The 14,386-nt window shown below is 34.6% G+C and carries 15 protein-coding genes and 1 pseudogene; 10 read left to right on the top strand and 6 right to left on the bottom strand.

The genetic code is table 11. The features are described from left to right. Positions 1-17: 17 nt before the first annotated feature. Positions 18-1,520, bottom strand: a complete 1,503-nt coding sequence (locus MHB74_RS14395) for a malate:quinone oxidoreductase (RefSeq protein ID WP_061679966.1) — start codon at positions 1,518-1,520, stop codon at positions 18-20. A gap of 381 nt (positions 1,521-1,901) precedes the next feature. Here MHB74_RS14395 and MHB74_RS14390 point away from each other — a divergent pair, with 381 nt between their 5' ends. The 3 genes from MHB74_RS14390 (at position 1,902) to MHB74_RS14380 (ending at position 5,227) form a co-directional block, all read left to right on the top strand. Then, positions 1,902-2,948 carry a DUF2332 domain-containing protein gene (locus MHB74_RS14390; RefSeq protein WP_061679965.1) on the top strand — a complete coding sequence of 349 codons (1,047 nt, stop codon included), beginning with the start codon at positions 1,902-1,904 and terminating at the stop codon, positions 2,946-2,948. Positions 2,949-3,083: 135 nt separating this feature from the next. Continuing rightward, the gene (locus tag MHB74_RS14385) at positions 3,084-3,668 is read left to right on the top strand and encodes a TetR/AcrR family transcriptional regulator (RefSeq protein ID WP_061679964.1); all 585 of its coding nucleotides are present in this window, start codon (positions 3,084-3,086) and stop codon (positions 3,666-3,668) included. Between the two features lie 11 nt (positions 3,669-3,679). Further along, positions 3,680-5,227, top strand: a complete 1,548-nt coding sequence (locus MHB74_RS14380; protein ID WP_061679963.1) for an MFS transporter — start codon at positions 3,680-3,682, stop codon at positions 5,225-5,227. An 87-nt stretch (positions 5,228-5,314) separates the two neighbouring features. Here the strand turns inward: MHB74_RS14380 and MHB74_RS14375 are convergent, their stop codons facing one another. The 3 genes and pseudogenes from MHB74_RS14375 to MHB74_RS14365 all read right to left on the bottom strand — a co-directional run bounded on the left by MHB74_RS14375 (position 5,315) and on the right by MHB74_RS14365 (position 7,727). Next, on the bottom strand, positions 5,315-6,652 hold the full coding sequence (locus MHB74_RS14375; protein ID WP_061679962.1) for an FAD-binding oxidoreductase: 1,338 nt from the start codon (positions 6,650-6,652) through the stop codon (positions 5,315-5,317). Positions 6,653-6,809: 157 nt separating this feature from the next. Then, positions 6,810-7,285 (bottom strand): annotated as a pseudogene (locus tag MHB74_RS14370) (GNAT family N-acetyltransferase). A 61-nt stretch (positions 7,286-7,346) separates the two neighbouring features. Further along, positions 7,347-7,727, bottom strand: coding sequence for a VOC family protein (locus MHB74_RS14365; protein WP_061679961.1), 381 nt, complete (start codon positions 7,725-7,727; stop codon positions 7,347-7,349). Between the two features lie 180 nt (positions 7,728-7,907). Between MHB74_RS14365 and MHB74_RS14360 the strand changes: the two genes are divergently transcribed. The 3 genes from MHB74_RS14360 (at position 7,908) to MHB74_RS14350 (ending at position 11,113) form a co-directional block, all read left to right on the top strand. Then, complete coding sequence (locus MHB74_RS14360; RefSeq protein WP_061679960.1) at positions 7,908-8,399, top strand: hypothetical protein; 492 nt, start codon at positions 7,908-7,910, stop codon at positions 8,397-8,399. Between the two features lie 212 nt (positions 8,400-8,611). Continuing rightward, on the top strand, positions 8,612-10,210 hold the full coding sequence (entB, locus tag MHB74_RS14355; protein WP_340844242.1) for a cell wall-binding protein EntB: 1,599 nt from the start codon (positions 8,612-8,614) through the stop codon (positions 10,208-10,210). A gap of 228 nt (positions 10,211-10,438) precedes the next feature. After that, a complete protein-coding gene (locus tag MHB74_RS14350; RefSeq protein ID WP_061676285.1) occupies positions 10,439-11,113 on the top strand; it encodes a hypothetical protein in 675 nt (224 codons plus the stop codon). 18 nt (positions 11,114-11,131) lie between these two features. Here the strand turns inward: MHB74_RS14350 and MHB74_RS14345 are convergent, their stop codons facing one another. Beyond that, entirely contained in the window at positions 11,132-11,656 is a 525-nt protein-coding gene (locus MHB74_RS14345) for a kinase (protein ID WP_061676286.1), read from the bottom strand. Positions 11,657-11,756: 100 nt separating this feature from the next. Between MHB74_RS14345 and MHB74_RS14340 the strand changes: the two genes are divergently transcribed. Genes MHB74_RS14340 through MHB74_RS14325 form a run of 4 tightly spaced genes read left to right on the top strand, consistent with a single transcriptional unit; the run spans position 11,757 to position 13,705 of the window. Beyond that, positions 11,757-12,062, top strand: coding sequence for a YfzA family protein (locus tag MHB74_RS14340; RefSeq protein ID WP_061676287.1), 306 nt, complete (start codon positions 11,757-11,759; stop codon positions 12,060-12,062). Between the two features lie 13 nt (positions 12,063-12,075). Continuing rightward, a complete protein-coding gene (locus MHB74_RS14335; RefSeq protein WP_061676288.1) occupies positions 12,076-12,624 on the top strand; it encodes a GNAT family N-acetyltransferase in 549 nt (182 codons plus the stop codon). 5 nt (positions 12,625-12,629) lie between these two features. Continuing rightward, the gene (locus MHB74_RS14330; protein ID WP_061676289.1) at positions 12,630-13,178 is read left to right on the top strand and encodes an isochorismatase family protein; all 549 of its coding nucleotides are present in this window, start codon (positions 12,630-12,632) and stop codon (positions 13,176-13,178) included. Further along, positions 13,175-13,705, top strand: a complete 531-nt coding sequence (locus tag MHB74_RS14325) for a cysteine hydrolase family protein (protein WP_061676290.1) — start codon at positions 13,175-13,177, stop codon at positions 13,703-13,705. The genes MHB74_RS14330 and MHB74_RS14325 overlap by 4 nt, the downstream gene beginning before the upstream one ends. A gap of 123 nt (positions 13,706-13,828) precedes the next feature. Here MHB74_RS14325 and MHB74_RS14320 read toward each other — a convergent pair whose 3' ends face one another. Next, positions 13,829-14,266 carry a YndM family protein gene (locus tag MHB74_RS14320; RefSeq protein WP_001013095.1) on the bottom strand — a complete coding sequence of 146 codons (438 nt, stop codon included), beginning with the start codon at positions 14,264-14,266 and terminating at the stop codon, positions 13,829-13,831. Between the last annotated feature and the right edge of the window lie 120 nt (positions 14,267-14,386).

Here is a 14,386-nt window from a genome sequence, read left to right as displayed (position 1 = left end):
GTTTTTTAATTTCTTCATTAGTTATGAACTGTTTCTTTTTCATTTAATCCAAGCGTACGACCAGTCGAAGTGTGAAGATCTTGGAATAATCTTGGATTTTCAGTTAGTGAAATGCCGTAAGAAGGGATCATTTCTTTTATTTTTCCTTCCCATTCTACCATGCGGCTTGGGAAACATTTTTCTAATACTTCAAGCATGACGTGAACGGCAGTAGAAGCACCTGGTGAAGCACCTAGTAACGCAGCGATTGATCCATCAGCCGCACTAACAACTTCTGTACCGAATTGAAGAGTACCTTTACCACCAGCATCAGTATCTTTAATTACTTGTACACGTTGCCCAGCAACTACAATATCCCAATCTTCACTTTTCGCGTTCGGAATGAATTCGCGTAATTCTTCCATACGCTTTTCGTGTGATAACATAACTTGCTGAATTAAGTATTTTGTTAGTCCCATTTCTTTTACACCAGCTGCTAACATCGTTAAGACGTTATTCGGTTTTACAGAACCAATTAAGTCAAGGTTTGAGCCAGTTTTTAAGAACTTAGGAGAGAACCCAGCGAACGGTCCAAATAGTAAAGCTTTTTTATTGTCTATATATCTCGTATCAAGGTGAGGTACAGACATTGGCGGAGCGCCAACTTTAGCTTTACCGTAAACTTTCGCATGATGTTGCTCTACAACTTTTTGGTTTTTACATACCATAAATAGTCCACTTACTGGGAATCCACCGATATGTTTTGATTCAGGAATTCCAGTCTTTTGTAGTAGAGGTAGGCTACCGCCACCGCCGCCAATAAAGACGAATTTTGCAGTATGATGCTCAATTTTACCACTATTCATATCGTGTACTTTTACTTCCCACAAACCATTCTTTGTGCGTTTAATATTTTCGACACTATGTTTGTAGTTTAGCTCGACATTTTTAGTTTGTAAGTAATCAAACAACATACGTGTTAATGCACCGAAGTTAACATCTGTTCCAGAGTCAATCTTCGTCGCAGCCATCGGTTCGTTTGGTGTACGTCCTTCCATAATGAGTGGAAGCCATTTTTTTAATGTTTCAGGAGCATCGGAAAATTCCATACCTTGAAACAGTGGATTTTTTGAAAGCGCTTCAAAACGGTTTTTTAGAAACTCAACATTTTTTTCACCTTGTACTAAACTCATATGAGGTAGAGGCATAATAAAATCTTGTGGATTACGAATTAATTTACTTTTTACAAGATATGCCCAAAATTGTCTTGAAAGCTGGAATTGCTCATTCACTTTTACAGCCTTACCAATATCTATAGATCCGTCAGATTTTTCGGAAGTATAGTTCAGTTCGCATAGCGCAGAATGCCCTGTACCTGCATTATTCCATTCATTAGAGCTTTCTTCCCCGGCACTTGCGAGTTTTTCAAAAACTTTAATTTCCCATTCAGGTGCTAATTCTTTTAGTAATGAGCCTAACGTTGCACTCATAATTCCTGCACCAATTAAGATAACGTCTGTTTTTTGCTGCATGTTGCTCATGATAATCTCTCCATCCCCTATATTGGCAAAAAAGAGTAGGTGTTCACTATATCTAAGCCGTAAAAAGAAAACACCGCCTAGGCCCCACCTAGGTATTTACCTTTTTTGTCTCAATTATATAACCATCTCATACTCTATTATAATAATTAATAGACTAAAATATCTAGTGTTATCTGATAATTTTAAACTATTTAACGTTTTATTCGCTAAAAATCTTATTTAACAAGCTCTTTTAAGGTGGTAAATAGAAAAAAATTACAGTTTGAAATTATCTCGAAAAAGCTTACGTATCGTAAAGTGGGTAGAAAGGATACCTTTTTATGGAATTTTTGCACTAGAAATAGTAAGATTATTCTGTGAAAAACAAAAGGAGGGATACCAATGCGTACACAAGAACAAATAGCAAACTTATTTCGAAATTTTTCAATAAAGGAATGTAAAGGGTCAAGTGACTTATATGAATACTTATCAATTCAAATTGCTGAAGATGAGGAAGTGCTTACACTATCTTCCTACGCTCAAGTAGGCCAACCAGTCCCAAACTTATTATTAGGCGCCGTACATTATTTATTACTTGCAGGGAAAGAACATCAGTTAAAAACGTATTATAGTAGCTTAGTTGAAAATAAGAATACAAATTTAGACCAAGTGTTTGATCATTTTAAAGACTTTTGTAAAAAGTACCGAGAAGATATCATTACTTTGTTACAAACGAAACTCGTTCAAACGAATGAAGTAAGGCGATGTGCGTACTTATACCCAAGTTTCTGCTACATATTTAATAAAGTGAAAAAGCCGTTAGCGTTAATCGAAATTGGGACAAGTTCTGGATTACAACTATTTTGGGACCAATATAGCTATTCGTACGGAACAGATGAAACATACGGAAATATAAATTCGAATGTACATTTAACTTCTGAAATAAGAGGGGAGAATGTACCTCATTTTCTAAAAGAAAGTCCATCTGTCGTAGAAAGAATCGGACTAGATTTGCATGTAAATGATTTACATAGTGATGAAGATTATTTTTGGCTACGTGCACTCATTTGGCCAGAACATAAAGAACGACTTGAAATGTTTGACCAAGCAGCATCTTTAGTGAAAAATGAATCTGTCCAATTAATAGAAGGAGACGGGGTGGAGCTATTACCATCTATTATTGAACAAATAAGTGAAGATGCTGTAATCTGTATTTTCCATACACACGTCGCAAATCAAATACCAGAACAAGTAAAACATAAATTAGAGAAACAAGTGCAAGAAATCGGTGCAAAACGGGATGTATTCCACCTGTATAACAATATGTGGGACCGGGATCTTCATATTGATTATTATATTAACGGAAACGAATATCGTGAAACCGTTGGAGAAACGGAAGGGCATGGGAGATGGTTTAGTTGGAAACTTGGGAATGAGACGTTTTGTTAATATTTGAAGAATTTTTATTTTCAAGAAATTAGATAATGAAATTCCAGAAAAATGAAAGTAACTAGTTACTTTCATTTTTCTTTTGTGATAATATGTTAGTAATTACTTACTAACATATTGGATGGAGGAATAAAGATGGGGAAATTAACAGCACGAGAAAAAGTTATGGAAGCTGCTACGTTATTATTCGGGGAAAAGGGGTATACAGCGACAACAATTCGTGAAGTGGCAGAAAAAGCTGGGGTAAGCGAGTTAACGATATTCCGTAATTTTAAAAATAAGGAAAATTTATTTAGAGAGAGTATTATTTTACGGACGACACCAGTGGCTTTGTTAGAGGAAATTGAAGAACAATTTACTGGTAATTTACATAAGGACCTTACGAAAGTGGCAGAAACATATATTCAAACCAATTTGCCAAAGCTGAACTATATTTGGGCTGCATTAATAGAATCAAGACAAAATAGTGAAATGAAAACATTACTACACGAGTTGAATTCACATTTAGTAGATCACCTAGAAAATTATTTAAAGCAACTTGGAGAGGAAGGACACATTTCCCCGTGTAATTACCGTGTAATAGCGAATATGTTTTACGGACAACTGTTTTTATGCATTATGAACGTTAGTATAACGGAAGAAGAAATTCAGTTAGAAGAATATATAGAGACGTGTGTAAATTTATTTATGAATGGAATTTCAAATAAAGAAAACGAATAGGGGTGGGAGAATTGCGGAATACATTTGCATTAATAGCTTTAATTGCAGGTTTTTTTATGGCAATTTTAGATTCAAATATTGTGAATATCGCATTACCAGAAATGACAAAGACATTTCATACGTCAATTGATACAATTTCATGGATTGTTAATAGTTATAACGTCGCCTTTGTATCGTGTTTATTAATTGCAGCACGTCTTGCGGACCAGTTTGGTCGCAAGAAGCTGTATATTATTGGTTTATTGGGGTTTTCTGTTAGTTCGTTTATGTGTGGTATAGCCACTTCTTTTCATACATTAGTAGCTTTTAGGGTAATACAAGGAATTTCAGCCGCAGTTATCGTACCAGTTGCTATGCCATTAGGCCTTAATTTAGTACCGAAAGAGAAACAAGGTATGATAGGAGGTATCATGGGAGCTTTTGGGGGATTAGCAGCGGCAATTGGCCCTTCACTTGGAGGTATTTTAACTCACAAATTGAATTGGAGTTGGGTGTTTTTTATTAATATACCAGTTGGTATTTTATCTTTCATCTTCGTGATTCTTTGTATTAAGGAATCCTATGATCATGCTGCAAGCTCTAAAATAGATTGGGCAGGTATGATTACTTCTGCATCTGCACTATGCTTACTCGTATATGCACTCATACAAGTAAATACAAATCATTTAAGCATGATAAGCTTAATACTTCTTTTTATGCTCTCACTCATAGGTTTTATATTATTTTTTATTATTGAAAAGAAAAGTGAAAATCCAATGTTGCCATTAAAGTTATTCACAAATAAAGAGTTTTCAATCTCGAATTTTTCTTTATTCTTTGTTGGAATGGGATTAATGAACTTTTTGTTTATACTTGCTTTTTATTTCGTTCAAGTAGGAGGTATGACTGAATTACAGTCAGGTTTAATAATTAGCACGCTAGCGATAGTTTCAATGATTGTTACATCAGTAGTGACACCAATTGCAGCAAAGCGGGGAAGTTCATTAATAGGTAGTGTAGGACTACTAATATTTATCATAGCATCATATTTATTTAGTCAAATAGACTCCACCTTTACTACATGGGATTATATTTGGCGATTAATGATTGTGGGGATTGGAACTGGCTGTACAATAGCACCGTATACAACAACGGCAGTTTTAAGTGTGCCAATTGAAAATTCAGGCGTTGCTACAAGTGTATGTAATATTTCTAGAACAGTTGGAGGCATTGTTGGGGTAGCGATTCTGGTGATGTTTTTGAATCATCAGTTGTTAGTTGAAAAAGTGAAGATAAATAAGGAAGTAGTGACTATGATTAAAAAAAGTGATTTGTCAAATTTAGAAAAGGAACAAGTAGTGCAAGCGATAAATAAAAAACAGCAAATCGACTTAAAAACTGATGAGGAGGGCAAAATTTACAAACAACTAAATGCGGAATATAAGAAAGGAATTATTCGTAGTTATAATTTAGCATTTTTAATCGGAGCTATTATATTTTGTCTCGCATTTATTTTTAATATAGTAAGAGTCTTAATAGATAAGAAAATAAGTAAAGAAGTAAAATCTTATATTTCGTAAATGTTATTATATAAATTAAAAGATATTGTTCAAACTGTTAAATATAACATGAATGTTTATTTAACAGTTTGAACAATATTAAAACAGTTAAAAAGGCGGAATACTTTGCGGGAAGTTAAAAATATTTTTCGGATCATATTTTGCTTTTACTTCCATTAATCGGTCAAAGTTGCAACTGAAGTATGCATCTGGCCAATCTCTAATGGATAGGTCGGGAGTATTAACGTATACACCTTTTGTAAATGGCAGCATTGCTAAGCGAAAGTCTTCCACCCATCGAATACTTGCAGCAGCACCTTCTGGTTGCCCCCAAGTGGCGAAGATTGACATATTTGATAGTGCTTTTCGGTAATAATAAGCAGTCGCTTCATTTGGTACTTCAGCAACAGCCCCGTCTAATCCGTGGAAAAATACGGAGGTGGTGGCATGGGGAGGTGAATTTTTAATAAAGTGATCAATTATGGATAGGCCTTCTTCTGGTAGGAGTTCATATACATATGGACCAACACTTTTAAAGGGTAAAGGTGTTGCAGGTTGCTTTTCGGCTATTTTCGCTGCTGCTTCTGCCCATGGTATTTCTTCTATAGTTACTTGTAATGGTGAACCGGCGTTTAATAATGGCTGTAGCAGTACCTGCAATTCTTGAACAGAGCCGAGAAATACACCTTGCATTAATAAAGATGGTTCGAACTCTGCAGACATGAAAAGAGTAGTTGTAAGTCGTTTATCAGCGCAAGGTAGTGTGTAAGTTTGCCAAGTGTTTATTACGTCTTTTAAATCGGATATTCCCCAGCTTATTTCTGCAAAGCCTACCGTATTAATTTTATGCGTTCGAAATTTGAACGAAGTACATATGCCAAAGTTTCCACCACCAGCACCTCGTGAAGCCCAAAAGAGGTCAGAGTTACACTTTGTATTAGCACGTATTACACAGCCGTTTGCGTCTACCATTTCAAATTCAATTAAATGATCGAGAGTTAATCCAAACGGACGGGAGAGAATGCTATGTCCGCCTCCTAAAGTAACACCTGCAATACCAGGTGTTGGACAAACTCCACTTGGCACAACTAATCCTTCAGCTGCAAGTGTTTCAATTAAAGAAATGTTCCTCCAGCCTGTTCCGATTGTTACAGTCTCACTTTTGTGATCTATTTCTAATTGTTTCATTTCACTTACATCAATTACAAGGCCAGCATTACTAACGGATAATGCCTCATAATTATGACGTCCAGAGCGCATACGCATAGGGATGTTATGTAGCCTCGACCAGCGAACAGCATTCACTACATCTTGCGTATTTTGAGCAAAGACAATGATTAACGGGAATTTGTTAAAGAAAGTGTTGAACTCCTCACGAGCTGAATTATAGTCCGGATCATTAGGTGTAACGATACAACCAGTAAGTTCGATTTTTTGATTACTCATTTTCTCTTTCTCTCCTTGTCACAAAATAAAATGCTTTTAACGTGAAAAAGCAGCAAGTAATACAATGACTCTACTTTATGAGTAAATGAAGAAAGAAAGGGGATTATTCCGATAAAGAAAAAGGCAGTGCTTCATATGTAGCACTGCCTTTCTGTAATTATATGTATATACTCAAAATTTCCCCAGGCAATCCATCAATCTCGCAAACTTTTTCAGTGGTGAAACCGACGTTTATTAAAATTTTGCGAGCGGGGACATTGTTCGGGTCAATAATTGCTTTTAGTACGTTTATATCAGTCTACTTTGCTATATTCATGAGTTCCATTGCAATCCTGCTACCGTATCTTTTTCCCAGTGCTCTGGCAAAATCATATAACCAATTTCAGCTTCTCTAACATTCTCTTCGTTTACCGTAACATGTCCAAGACCAACATATTCATTTGTAATAGAATCATACACTTTATAGGAGCCGAATAGTTGATGGTTTTCATTACGTTTTAACAGCCTTGTAAAGTCATTTTGCGCTTCATTTAACAGAATAGTGCGCTCAGTAATTTGTTCCATTACTTGTTCATTTGATACGAGTTGGAAATATAAATTGAAATCTGTTTCTTCAAATTTAATAAAATACACCTATTGCATAATATTCCTCCAAACCAAATTTCAATTGTTCTTCAGAAAAGAAAAAGAGATATTAAATCGTAATTTCAATTTGATTACCTTCAGGATCGCTTATTACACTTTCGTAATAGCCATCTCCAGTGAAGCGTGGCCCATTTAGTAAAGGATAACCAGCATCTTTTAAGATTGTAGTAATTGCATTTACACGCTCCTCACTGCCTACTGAAAACGCCATATGTGCATAGCCAGTTATATTAAGATTAGGCTCATTTTCAATACCTTTTTTGCGCATAAGTTCAAGCCTTGCTCCAGTTTCAAACGTAATAAAATAAGATTCGAATTGTTTCGCTTCATTATGATATAAAGAGTTTGCTTTACCATTAAAGTACTTTGTATAGAAAGTACGCATTAATTCTAAATCATTTGCCCAAATTGCAATATGTTCTATTTTCATAATTTTCACCAGCCCTAACTTAACTAATTAGGCTTTCACTTTATAAAAATTGTTTTTGCATTGCAAGAATTTTGACTGGGTGTAAAAGAGGATTGTTAATTTTTGGTTATATATGAGCATATAATGTGTAAGTAAGTAAAGAATCAACATAGTTTTTACAGAAAAGGGTGAATGAAGTATATGAATCCATTTGAGCAAATGATGTACGTTGGTGTCATCATGTCTATTGTACTATCTGTAATGATTTTAGGATCTTTATATTATAATCCGCGTCTTTCGTTAACTGATTATCCAAAAGATATTCAAAAGGTAGTTTTTCCAAAATCGATTTATGAAAAAAAGCAAACAATCTACTTTAATATTGCATATCATGCGATTCTTTTCGGTACTCCGTTCGTTTCTACATATATACTACATAAACATGAAAAATTATTGTATATAGATGCCTATTTACATACTTTTGGTATTTTAATGATCTTCAATTTAGTTGATTTGTTTATAATCGATTGGCTAATTTTTTGCTGGATTACCCCGGAATTTGTTGTTATTCCTAGTACAGAGGGGATGAAGGGATATAAAGATTATAAGTTTCATTTAAGAGGTGCTATAGTCGGCACAAAATTGTTAGCAATCGTAAGTTTGTTTTTGGCGGGAATTGCGACAACGATTTAGTATGCAAAAGGGCATGAAGAGTTTATAGAAGATGAAGAGATTGATAATGTATAGAATTAGAAATGAGAATTTGATACTATTGAAGTAGGAAGTTTTAAAAACAGTATATTAAGCGGTATTAATATACTATTGCAAATGTTTTGATACGCTGTGGAATTTCCTGGTTTTATGGAAATTTTTCATAGAATACAAAAAATGTAATGGAGGCTAATATGAAAAAAGTAATTGGCGCAGCAACAGCAACTGTTTTTGGGTTGGGGGCTTTTACCACAACTGCTATCGCAGAAACGATCGTAACAGCAGATGTACTCAACGTACGTGAAAAACCGACTACGGAATCAAAAATTGTCGAAAAGGTAAAGGAAGGACAAGAGTTAAAAGTAATAAATACCGAAGATGGATGGTCAAAAATTGATTTAAACGGTAAAGAAGTGTTTGTCAGCTCAGAGTTTACAAAAGATGTGTATCATGTAACAGCGAATTTGTTAAATGTCCGTTCTGATGCAAATACTGAATCAGAAATACTTGGTAGACTGAAAAAAGATGATGTTATTGAATCAACGCATCAAGTAAAAGACGGATGGCTGCAATTTGAGTATAAAGGAAAAACAGCTTATGCAAATGTTTCTTTCCTAACAAGTACAGCACCAGTTGAAAAAAAAGCTGAAGAGAAAACGAAGCAAGTAGCAAAAGTACAAAAAACGGTTAAAGCTAAGGAAGAAGTGAAAACACAAAAGGTAGCAAAGCTTAAGGAAGAAGCGAAAGTACAAGAAGTAGCAAAGCCTAAGGAAGAAACGAAAGTACAAGAAGTAGTAAAACCTAAAGAAGAAGCGAAAGTACAAGAAGTAGTAAAACCTAAGGAAGAAGCGAAAGTACAAGAAGTAGCAAAGCCTAAGGAAGAAACGAAAGTACAAGAAGTAGTAAAACCTAAAGAAGAAGCGAAAGTACAAGAAGTAGTAAAACCTAAAGAAGAAGTGAAAGTACAAGAAGTAGTAAAGTCTAAGGAAGAAGCGAAAGTACAAGAAGTAGTAAAGTCTAAGGAAGAAACGAAAGTACAAGAAGTAGTAAAGCCTAAGGAAGAAGAGAAAGCCCAAGAAATAGCGAAGGCTAAAGAAGAAGCAAAAGCCCAAGAAATAGCGAAGGCTAGAGAAGAAGCAAAAGCCCAAGAAATAGCAAAGGCTAAGGAAGAAGAGAAAGCAAGAGAAATAGCCAAAGCTAAGGAAGAAGAGAAAGCAAGAGAAGTAGCAAAGGCTAAGGAAGAAGCAAAAGCCCAAGAGATAGAAAAGGCTAAAGCAAGAGAAATAGCAAAGGCTAAGGAAGAAGAGAAAGCAAGAGAAATAGCAAAGGCTAAGGAAGAAGAGAAAGCAAGAGAAATAGCCAAAGCTAAGGAAGAAGAGAAAGCAAGAGAAGTAGCAAAGGCTAAGGAAGAAGAGAAAGCAAGAGAAATAGCCAAAGCTAAAGAAGAAGCAAAAGCAAAAGAAGAGTCTAAAAATAACATACAGTCTGCTAAACGTGAATTAACGGTAGTAGCGACAGCATATACTGCTGATCCAAGTGAAAATGGTACATATGGTGGACGCGTTTTAACTGCGATGGGGCATGATTTAACGGCTAATCCGAATATGAGAATTATCGCAGTAGATCCGAAAGTAATCCCATTAGGATCTAAAGTATGGGTAGAAGGTTATGGCGAAGCTATCGCTGGTGATACTGGAAGTGCTATTAAAGGAAATCGTATTGATGTTTTAATGGGCTCAAAAAGTAAAGCTATGAATTGGGGAAGACAAACAGTTAAAGTTAAAATTTTATAATAAATATAGTTAACTAGATAGAAGTCAGTCCTCTTTATTGAGACTGGCTTTTATTTTTGAGTTAATATGATTGATTCATGGAAAGAAAAAGTAAATATATTATATATCAAATCATTTACTATATACTTTCACTCGTAATAGTGTAATTAAGTTTAAAGTATAGGTGTATTCTAGTGTTAATTTTTTTATAATGAAGTGGATTAGATTTATTTAAAGCGAGGATGAAATATGACAATGGAATTATATGGGGAACAGTACAATGACATGAAGGGGTATAGGGTAGTAGAAGGGAAAGATTCCTATAATCATTACTTTGGTGGTGAAGATTGCAATTTGCCAGTATGTAAGTTATGCAGTGAGAAGATGCATCAAATTCTCTGTTTTGATTTAAAAGATAGGAAACTTGCTGAGCTTAAAAGTAATGAATTAAGTATTTTACCACTCATTTCATGCTTGAACTGCGCGATGGTGTGGGAACCGCAATATTTTCAGTTAAGTGATGGAGGTAAGACGGTTCGAATCATACAGCAGCAAAATACAGAAGAATGGATAATGGAAGAGGAATATAAGTTACCAGTTTCATTACCAAAAACAACGGTAAAGCTTATAAATATGAAAAACGAAGATATACCTTCTGATGAAGATAGTTACTGGGAAGCTTTTGACTTGTTCGGTTCTGAATATATATGTAGATTATTAGGGGCACCATTATTTAATGATTTTCCAGAAGATTTGACATGTCCATGTTGTTCTAAAGAGATGAAGTATGTTGCTACAATTACACAAGATATCGAGGAACGCGGACTTATTTCGGTAGTCGATTTCCAGTTTGGGGAAATGAATATATATTATTATTTATGTAAATATTGTTCAATTATAAAAACTGAAATACAAAGTACATAACAAGACTAACATATTCTGTTAGTCTTGTTTTTTGATCAAAACATCAGTAAGAATCGCATCAAATATATCTTTTTGCGTGAAGTTATCTGTAAAAATAGCTTCTCTGGTAACTTCAATTGTATCGTGCGGATTATACCATTTCTTTAGGGAATCCTCACCAAATTCATGTCGTTTGTCCCTTGTGTTATGTCGTCGAATCGTTTCTTTTAACGATAAATCAAAGTAATATGTATAGACGTTTCCTTCGAAAAAATGTATTAATTCTTTCAGCATATCATCGTATCTACGACTGTTTAAAATGCCTTCTAAAATAACAAATTCACATTTTACTTTTCCATACTTTGTAATTTCAAATAGTAAATCCTGTGATAAATTCCCGATCGTATCGTGTACTCTAAGCATATCTCTACGTACAACATCCTGTGATACTAAAAGTGTACCTTGTCCGAAATGTTCTTGTAGTTGCTTTGCGATTGTTGTTTTACCACTTGCGGAGTTGCCTCTAAGAATGATTAAAGTTGATTTAAGTATAGGATTAGACATAATGTATTCCCCCAGCGCGAATGAGTATATAGAAAATTTTAACAAATAAAGTGCGGAAAGTGTATAATTAATAGGATTGAAATAAAAAGGTGGGAGTTAAATGGAACATGAATTAAATAAGGCGCAGCCGATTTGGAAAAGGACATGGTTTCGCTATCTAGGGGCATTTATAATTGTTCAATTACTATTTATTATTTGTGAGATTACAGGATGGGCACCAAATTTTAAGCCAAGTGGAGAGTTTTTAAATAGAATTTTACATTCTGAATTTTTCACGGAATGGTTCACTCCATATGAAATTCCTCATTTTAATGTGTTTACAGCATTTTTTGTGATTACATTGTTACCATACGCATTAATAGGTGCAATAAAAGAATTCACAACAAGGAAAAATATAAATAATTAAGAAGAGGTATTATATGCTATTTCAAAAAGATTATGTATCGGTACGGTACGTAAAAGAAGAGGATGCACAGGTCATTTCAAAATGGTTAACGGACCCAGAAGTCTTGCAGTATTACGAAGGGCGAGATAATCCGCAATCTGTAGAAATGGTACTGGATCATTTCATACATAATCCCAATAGTCATGAAAAAAGGTGTGTAATAGAGTTTGATAATATGCCGATTGGTTATATTCAAATGTATCCAGTTGATTCTGAGTGGAAAGCATTATATGGCTATGAAGAATCTCAAAATATATGGGGAATGGATCAATTTATCGGTGAGCCGACTTATTGGGAAAAAGGAATTGGAACGAAACTCGTTCAGGCAGCAATTACATATATTATGGAGAACACGGGAGCAGAAGCAATCGCAATGGACCCGAAAGTAAATAATGAACGTGCGATAAACTGTTATGAAAAATGCGGATTTAAAAAGGTGAAGATATTAAAGGAACATGAGCTGCATGAGGGGAAATTAGAAGATTGTTGGATGATGGAGTATAAAACTATTGGGGGTAGATGATATAAATGAAGGCGCTACTTGTATTAGATATGCAGCAGGCGATTTTAGAGTGTAAAGATTTTTCTGTTGAAAAAGAGTTAATCACAAATCTTTTAAAACGATTTAAAGCAGAAAATGAACCTATTATTTTCTTAAAACACCGAGATAATAATCCAGAAAGTACGTTGTATTTTGAATCAGCCGGCAGCGAATTAGTAGAAGAATATGCCGAGTTTGCGGATTATGTAGTTAAGAAGACAACACCTAGTGCTTTTAAAGGAACAAGTGTTGAAGAGATATTAACAAAACATAAAGTTGATCATGTTGTAATCGTTGGATTTAATACGGAATTTTGCTGTTTATTTACAAGTATCGCTGCTTTTGAAAAAGGCTATAAAGTTACGCTCATTGAAGATGCGACAGGAACTGCTAACGATGAAGAAGTATATGAAATGCCTGGGCTTGATATAAAAGATTTTATCGGATCAGTCTTGAATTGGTCTAATGTAATTGAAGTTTTGTATTATGATGAATATATAGAGACATATGCAAAAAAAGGGAGCTGCGCGAAATGAAAAAAGCTTTAATAGTAATTGATGTGCAAGCAGGTATGTATACAGCAGGAATGCCAGTACATAATGGGGAGAAGTTTTTAGAAATATTGCAAGAACTTATTGGGGAATGTCGATCTAATGATATTCCAGTTATTTATGTACAACATAACGGACCAAAAGATCATCCGTTAGAAAAAGGTACAGAAGGCTGGAAAGTGCATGAGGCGATTGCTCCGCAAAAAGGGGATCGTATCGTTGAAAAGACGACGCCGGATGCATTCCATAAGACAAACTTAAACGAAGTGTTAAAAGAAAAAGGGATTGAACACGTTATGATTTCAGGTATGCAAACAGAGTACTGTGTGGATACGACAACGCGAAGAGCGTTTAGTGAAGGGTATAAAGTAACGTTAGTGAGTGATGCGCATAGTACGTTTAATACAGAAGTGTTACGTGCGGAAGACATTGTAAAGCATCATAATGTAGTGTTTGGAGCATTTGCTAATGTTGTTACGTTAAAAGATTTGAAAGGGACTGCCTCTAAATAAGAGGTAGTTTTTTTATTATATGAACGATATCTTGAAAACATCGTTCATATAATTTCACGTACCATAATGAATACATAAAAAAGGAGCACCACATAATTAAAAGGGCGCTCCTGCATCAAAAAGTTACTTCTTCTTATCTTTATCCAATATATTCTGCTCTTCAGCAAATTCCGTACCATATGCAAAGCGGCGATTAATATGAATGTTATCATTGTTGTGCCTTGTGTGTGAGTTAGAAAAGCGATGCACAATTACTTCAGATAATGTAAAGACAGTAGCGGAAAGGAAACTGCCCCATGCAATTTGCATGTAATTGTCTAATAAAATATTACCGAAAATCCATACGCTTAAATACGTTAGTAAGAAATCCGACATAATGGCGCCAGTATTGCCAATTCGGTTTAATATGATTTTGTCGACGAACATATAGGATACGATTGTAACAAAGAGACTAAATGAAATAATTTGGACGAATGTTGCAGGGAAAAATAAAGCGAGTCCAATACTAAATGCGATAATGCACGATATAAACTTAATAAGTACTACAGTAAAACCATTCAATATTTACACCTCCGATTTATACATAGTTTTACAATAAATTTAGGAGTTCATACATTGTAACAAATATATTTACATAAAACTTTTTCACGTTCGTTTTTTGTCTAAATATTAAAAAAACAA

Origin of the sequence: Bacillus sp. FSL K6-0069 (assembly GCF_038007785.1) — a bacterium.
Classification (GTDB): domain Bacteria; phylum Bacillota; class Bacilli; order Bacillales; family Bacillaceae_G; genus Bacillus_A; species Bacillus_A mobilis.
The sequence above is the reverse complement of the archived record's forward strand: the minus strand, read 5'-3'. Positions and strand labels throughout refer to the sequence as shown.

Bases quoted from the DNA above. Each gene is read 5' to 3' on its own strand.
- MHB74_RS14395 (WP_061679966.1), bottom strand. From the start codon at position 1,520: ATGAGCAACATGCAGCAAAAAACAGACGTTATCTTAATTGGTGCAGGA.
- MHB74_RS14390 (WP_061679965.1), top strand. From the start codon at position 1,902: ATGCGTACACAAGAACAAATAGCAAACTTATTTCGAAATTTTTCAATA.
- MHB74_RS14385 (WP_061679964.1), top strand. From the start codon at position 3,084: ATGGGGAAATTAACAGCACGAGAAAAAGTTATGGAAGCTGCTACGTTA.
- MHB74_RS14375 (WP_061679962.1), bottom strand. From the start codon at position 6,652: ATGAGTAATCAAAAAATCGAACTTACTGGTTGTATCGTTACACCTAAT.
- MHB74_RS14365 (WP_061679961.1), bottom strand. From the start codon at position 7,727: ATGAAAATAGAACATATTGCAATTTGGGCAAATGATTTAGAATTAATG.
- MHB74_RS14360 (WP_061679960.1), top strand. From the start codon at position 7,908: ATGAATCCATTTGAGCAAATGATGTACGTTGGTGTCATCATGTCTATT.
- entB (WP_340844242.1), top strand. From the start codon at position 8,612: ATGAAAAAAGTAATTGGCGCAGCAACAGCAACTGTTTTTGGGTTGGGG.
- MHB74_RS14350 (WP_061676285.1), top strand. From the start codon at position 10,439: ATGACAATGGAATTATATGGGGAACAGTACAATGACATGAAGGGGTAT.
- MHB74_RS14345 (WP_061676286.1), bottom strand. From the start codon at position 11,656: ATGTCTAATCCTATACTTAAATCAACTTTAATCATTCTTAGAGGCAAC.
- MHB74_RS14340 (WP_061676287.1), top strand. From the start codon at position 11,757: ATGGAACATGAATTAAATAAGGCGCAGCCGATTTGGAAAAGGACATGG.
- MHB74_RS14335 (WP_061676288.1), top strand. From the start codon at position 12,076: ATGCTATTTCAAAAAGATTATGTATCGGTACGGTACGTAAAAGAAGAG.
- MHB74_RS14330 (WP_061676289.1), top strand. From the start codon at position 12,630: ATGAAGGCGCTACTTGTATTAGATATGCAGCAGGCGATTTTAGAGTGT.
- MHB74_RS14325 (WP_061676290.1), top strand. From the start codon at position 13,175: ATGAAAAAAGCTTTAATAGTAATTGATGTGCAAGCAGGTATGTATACA.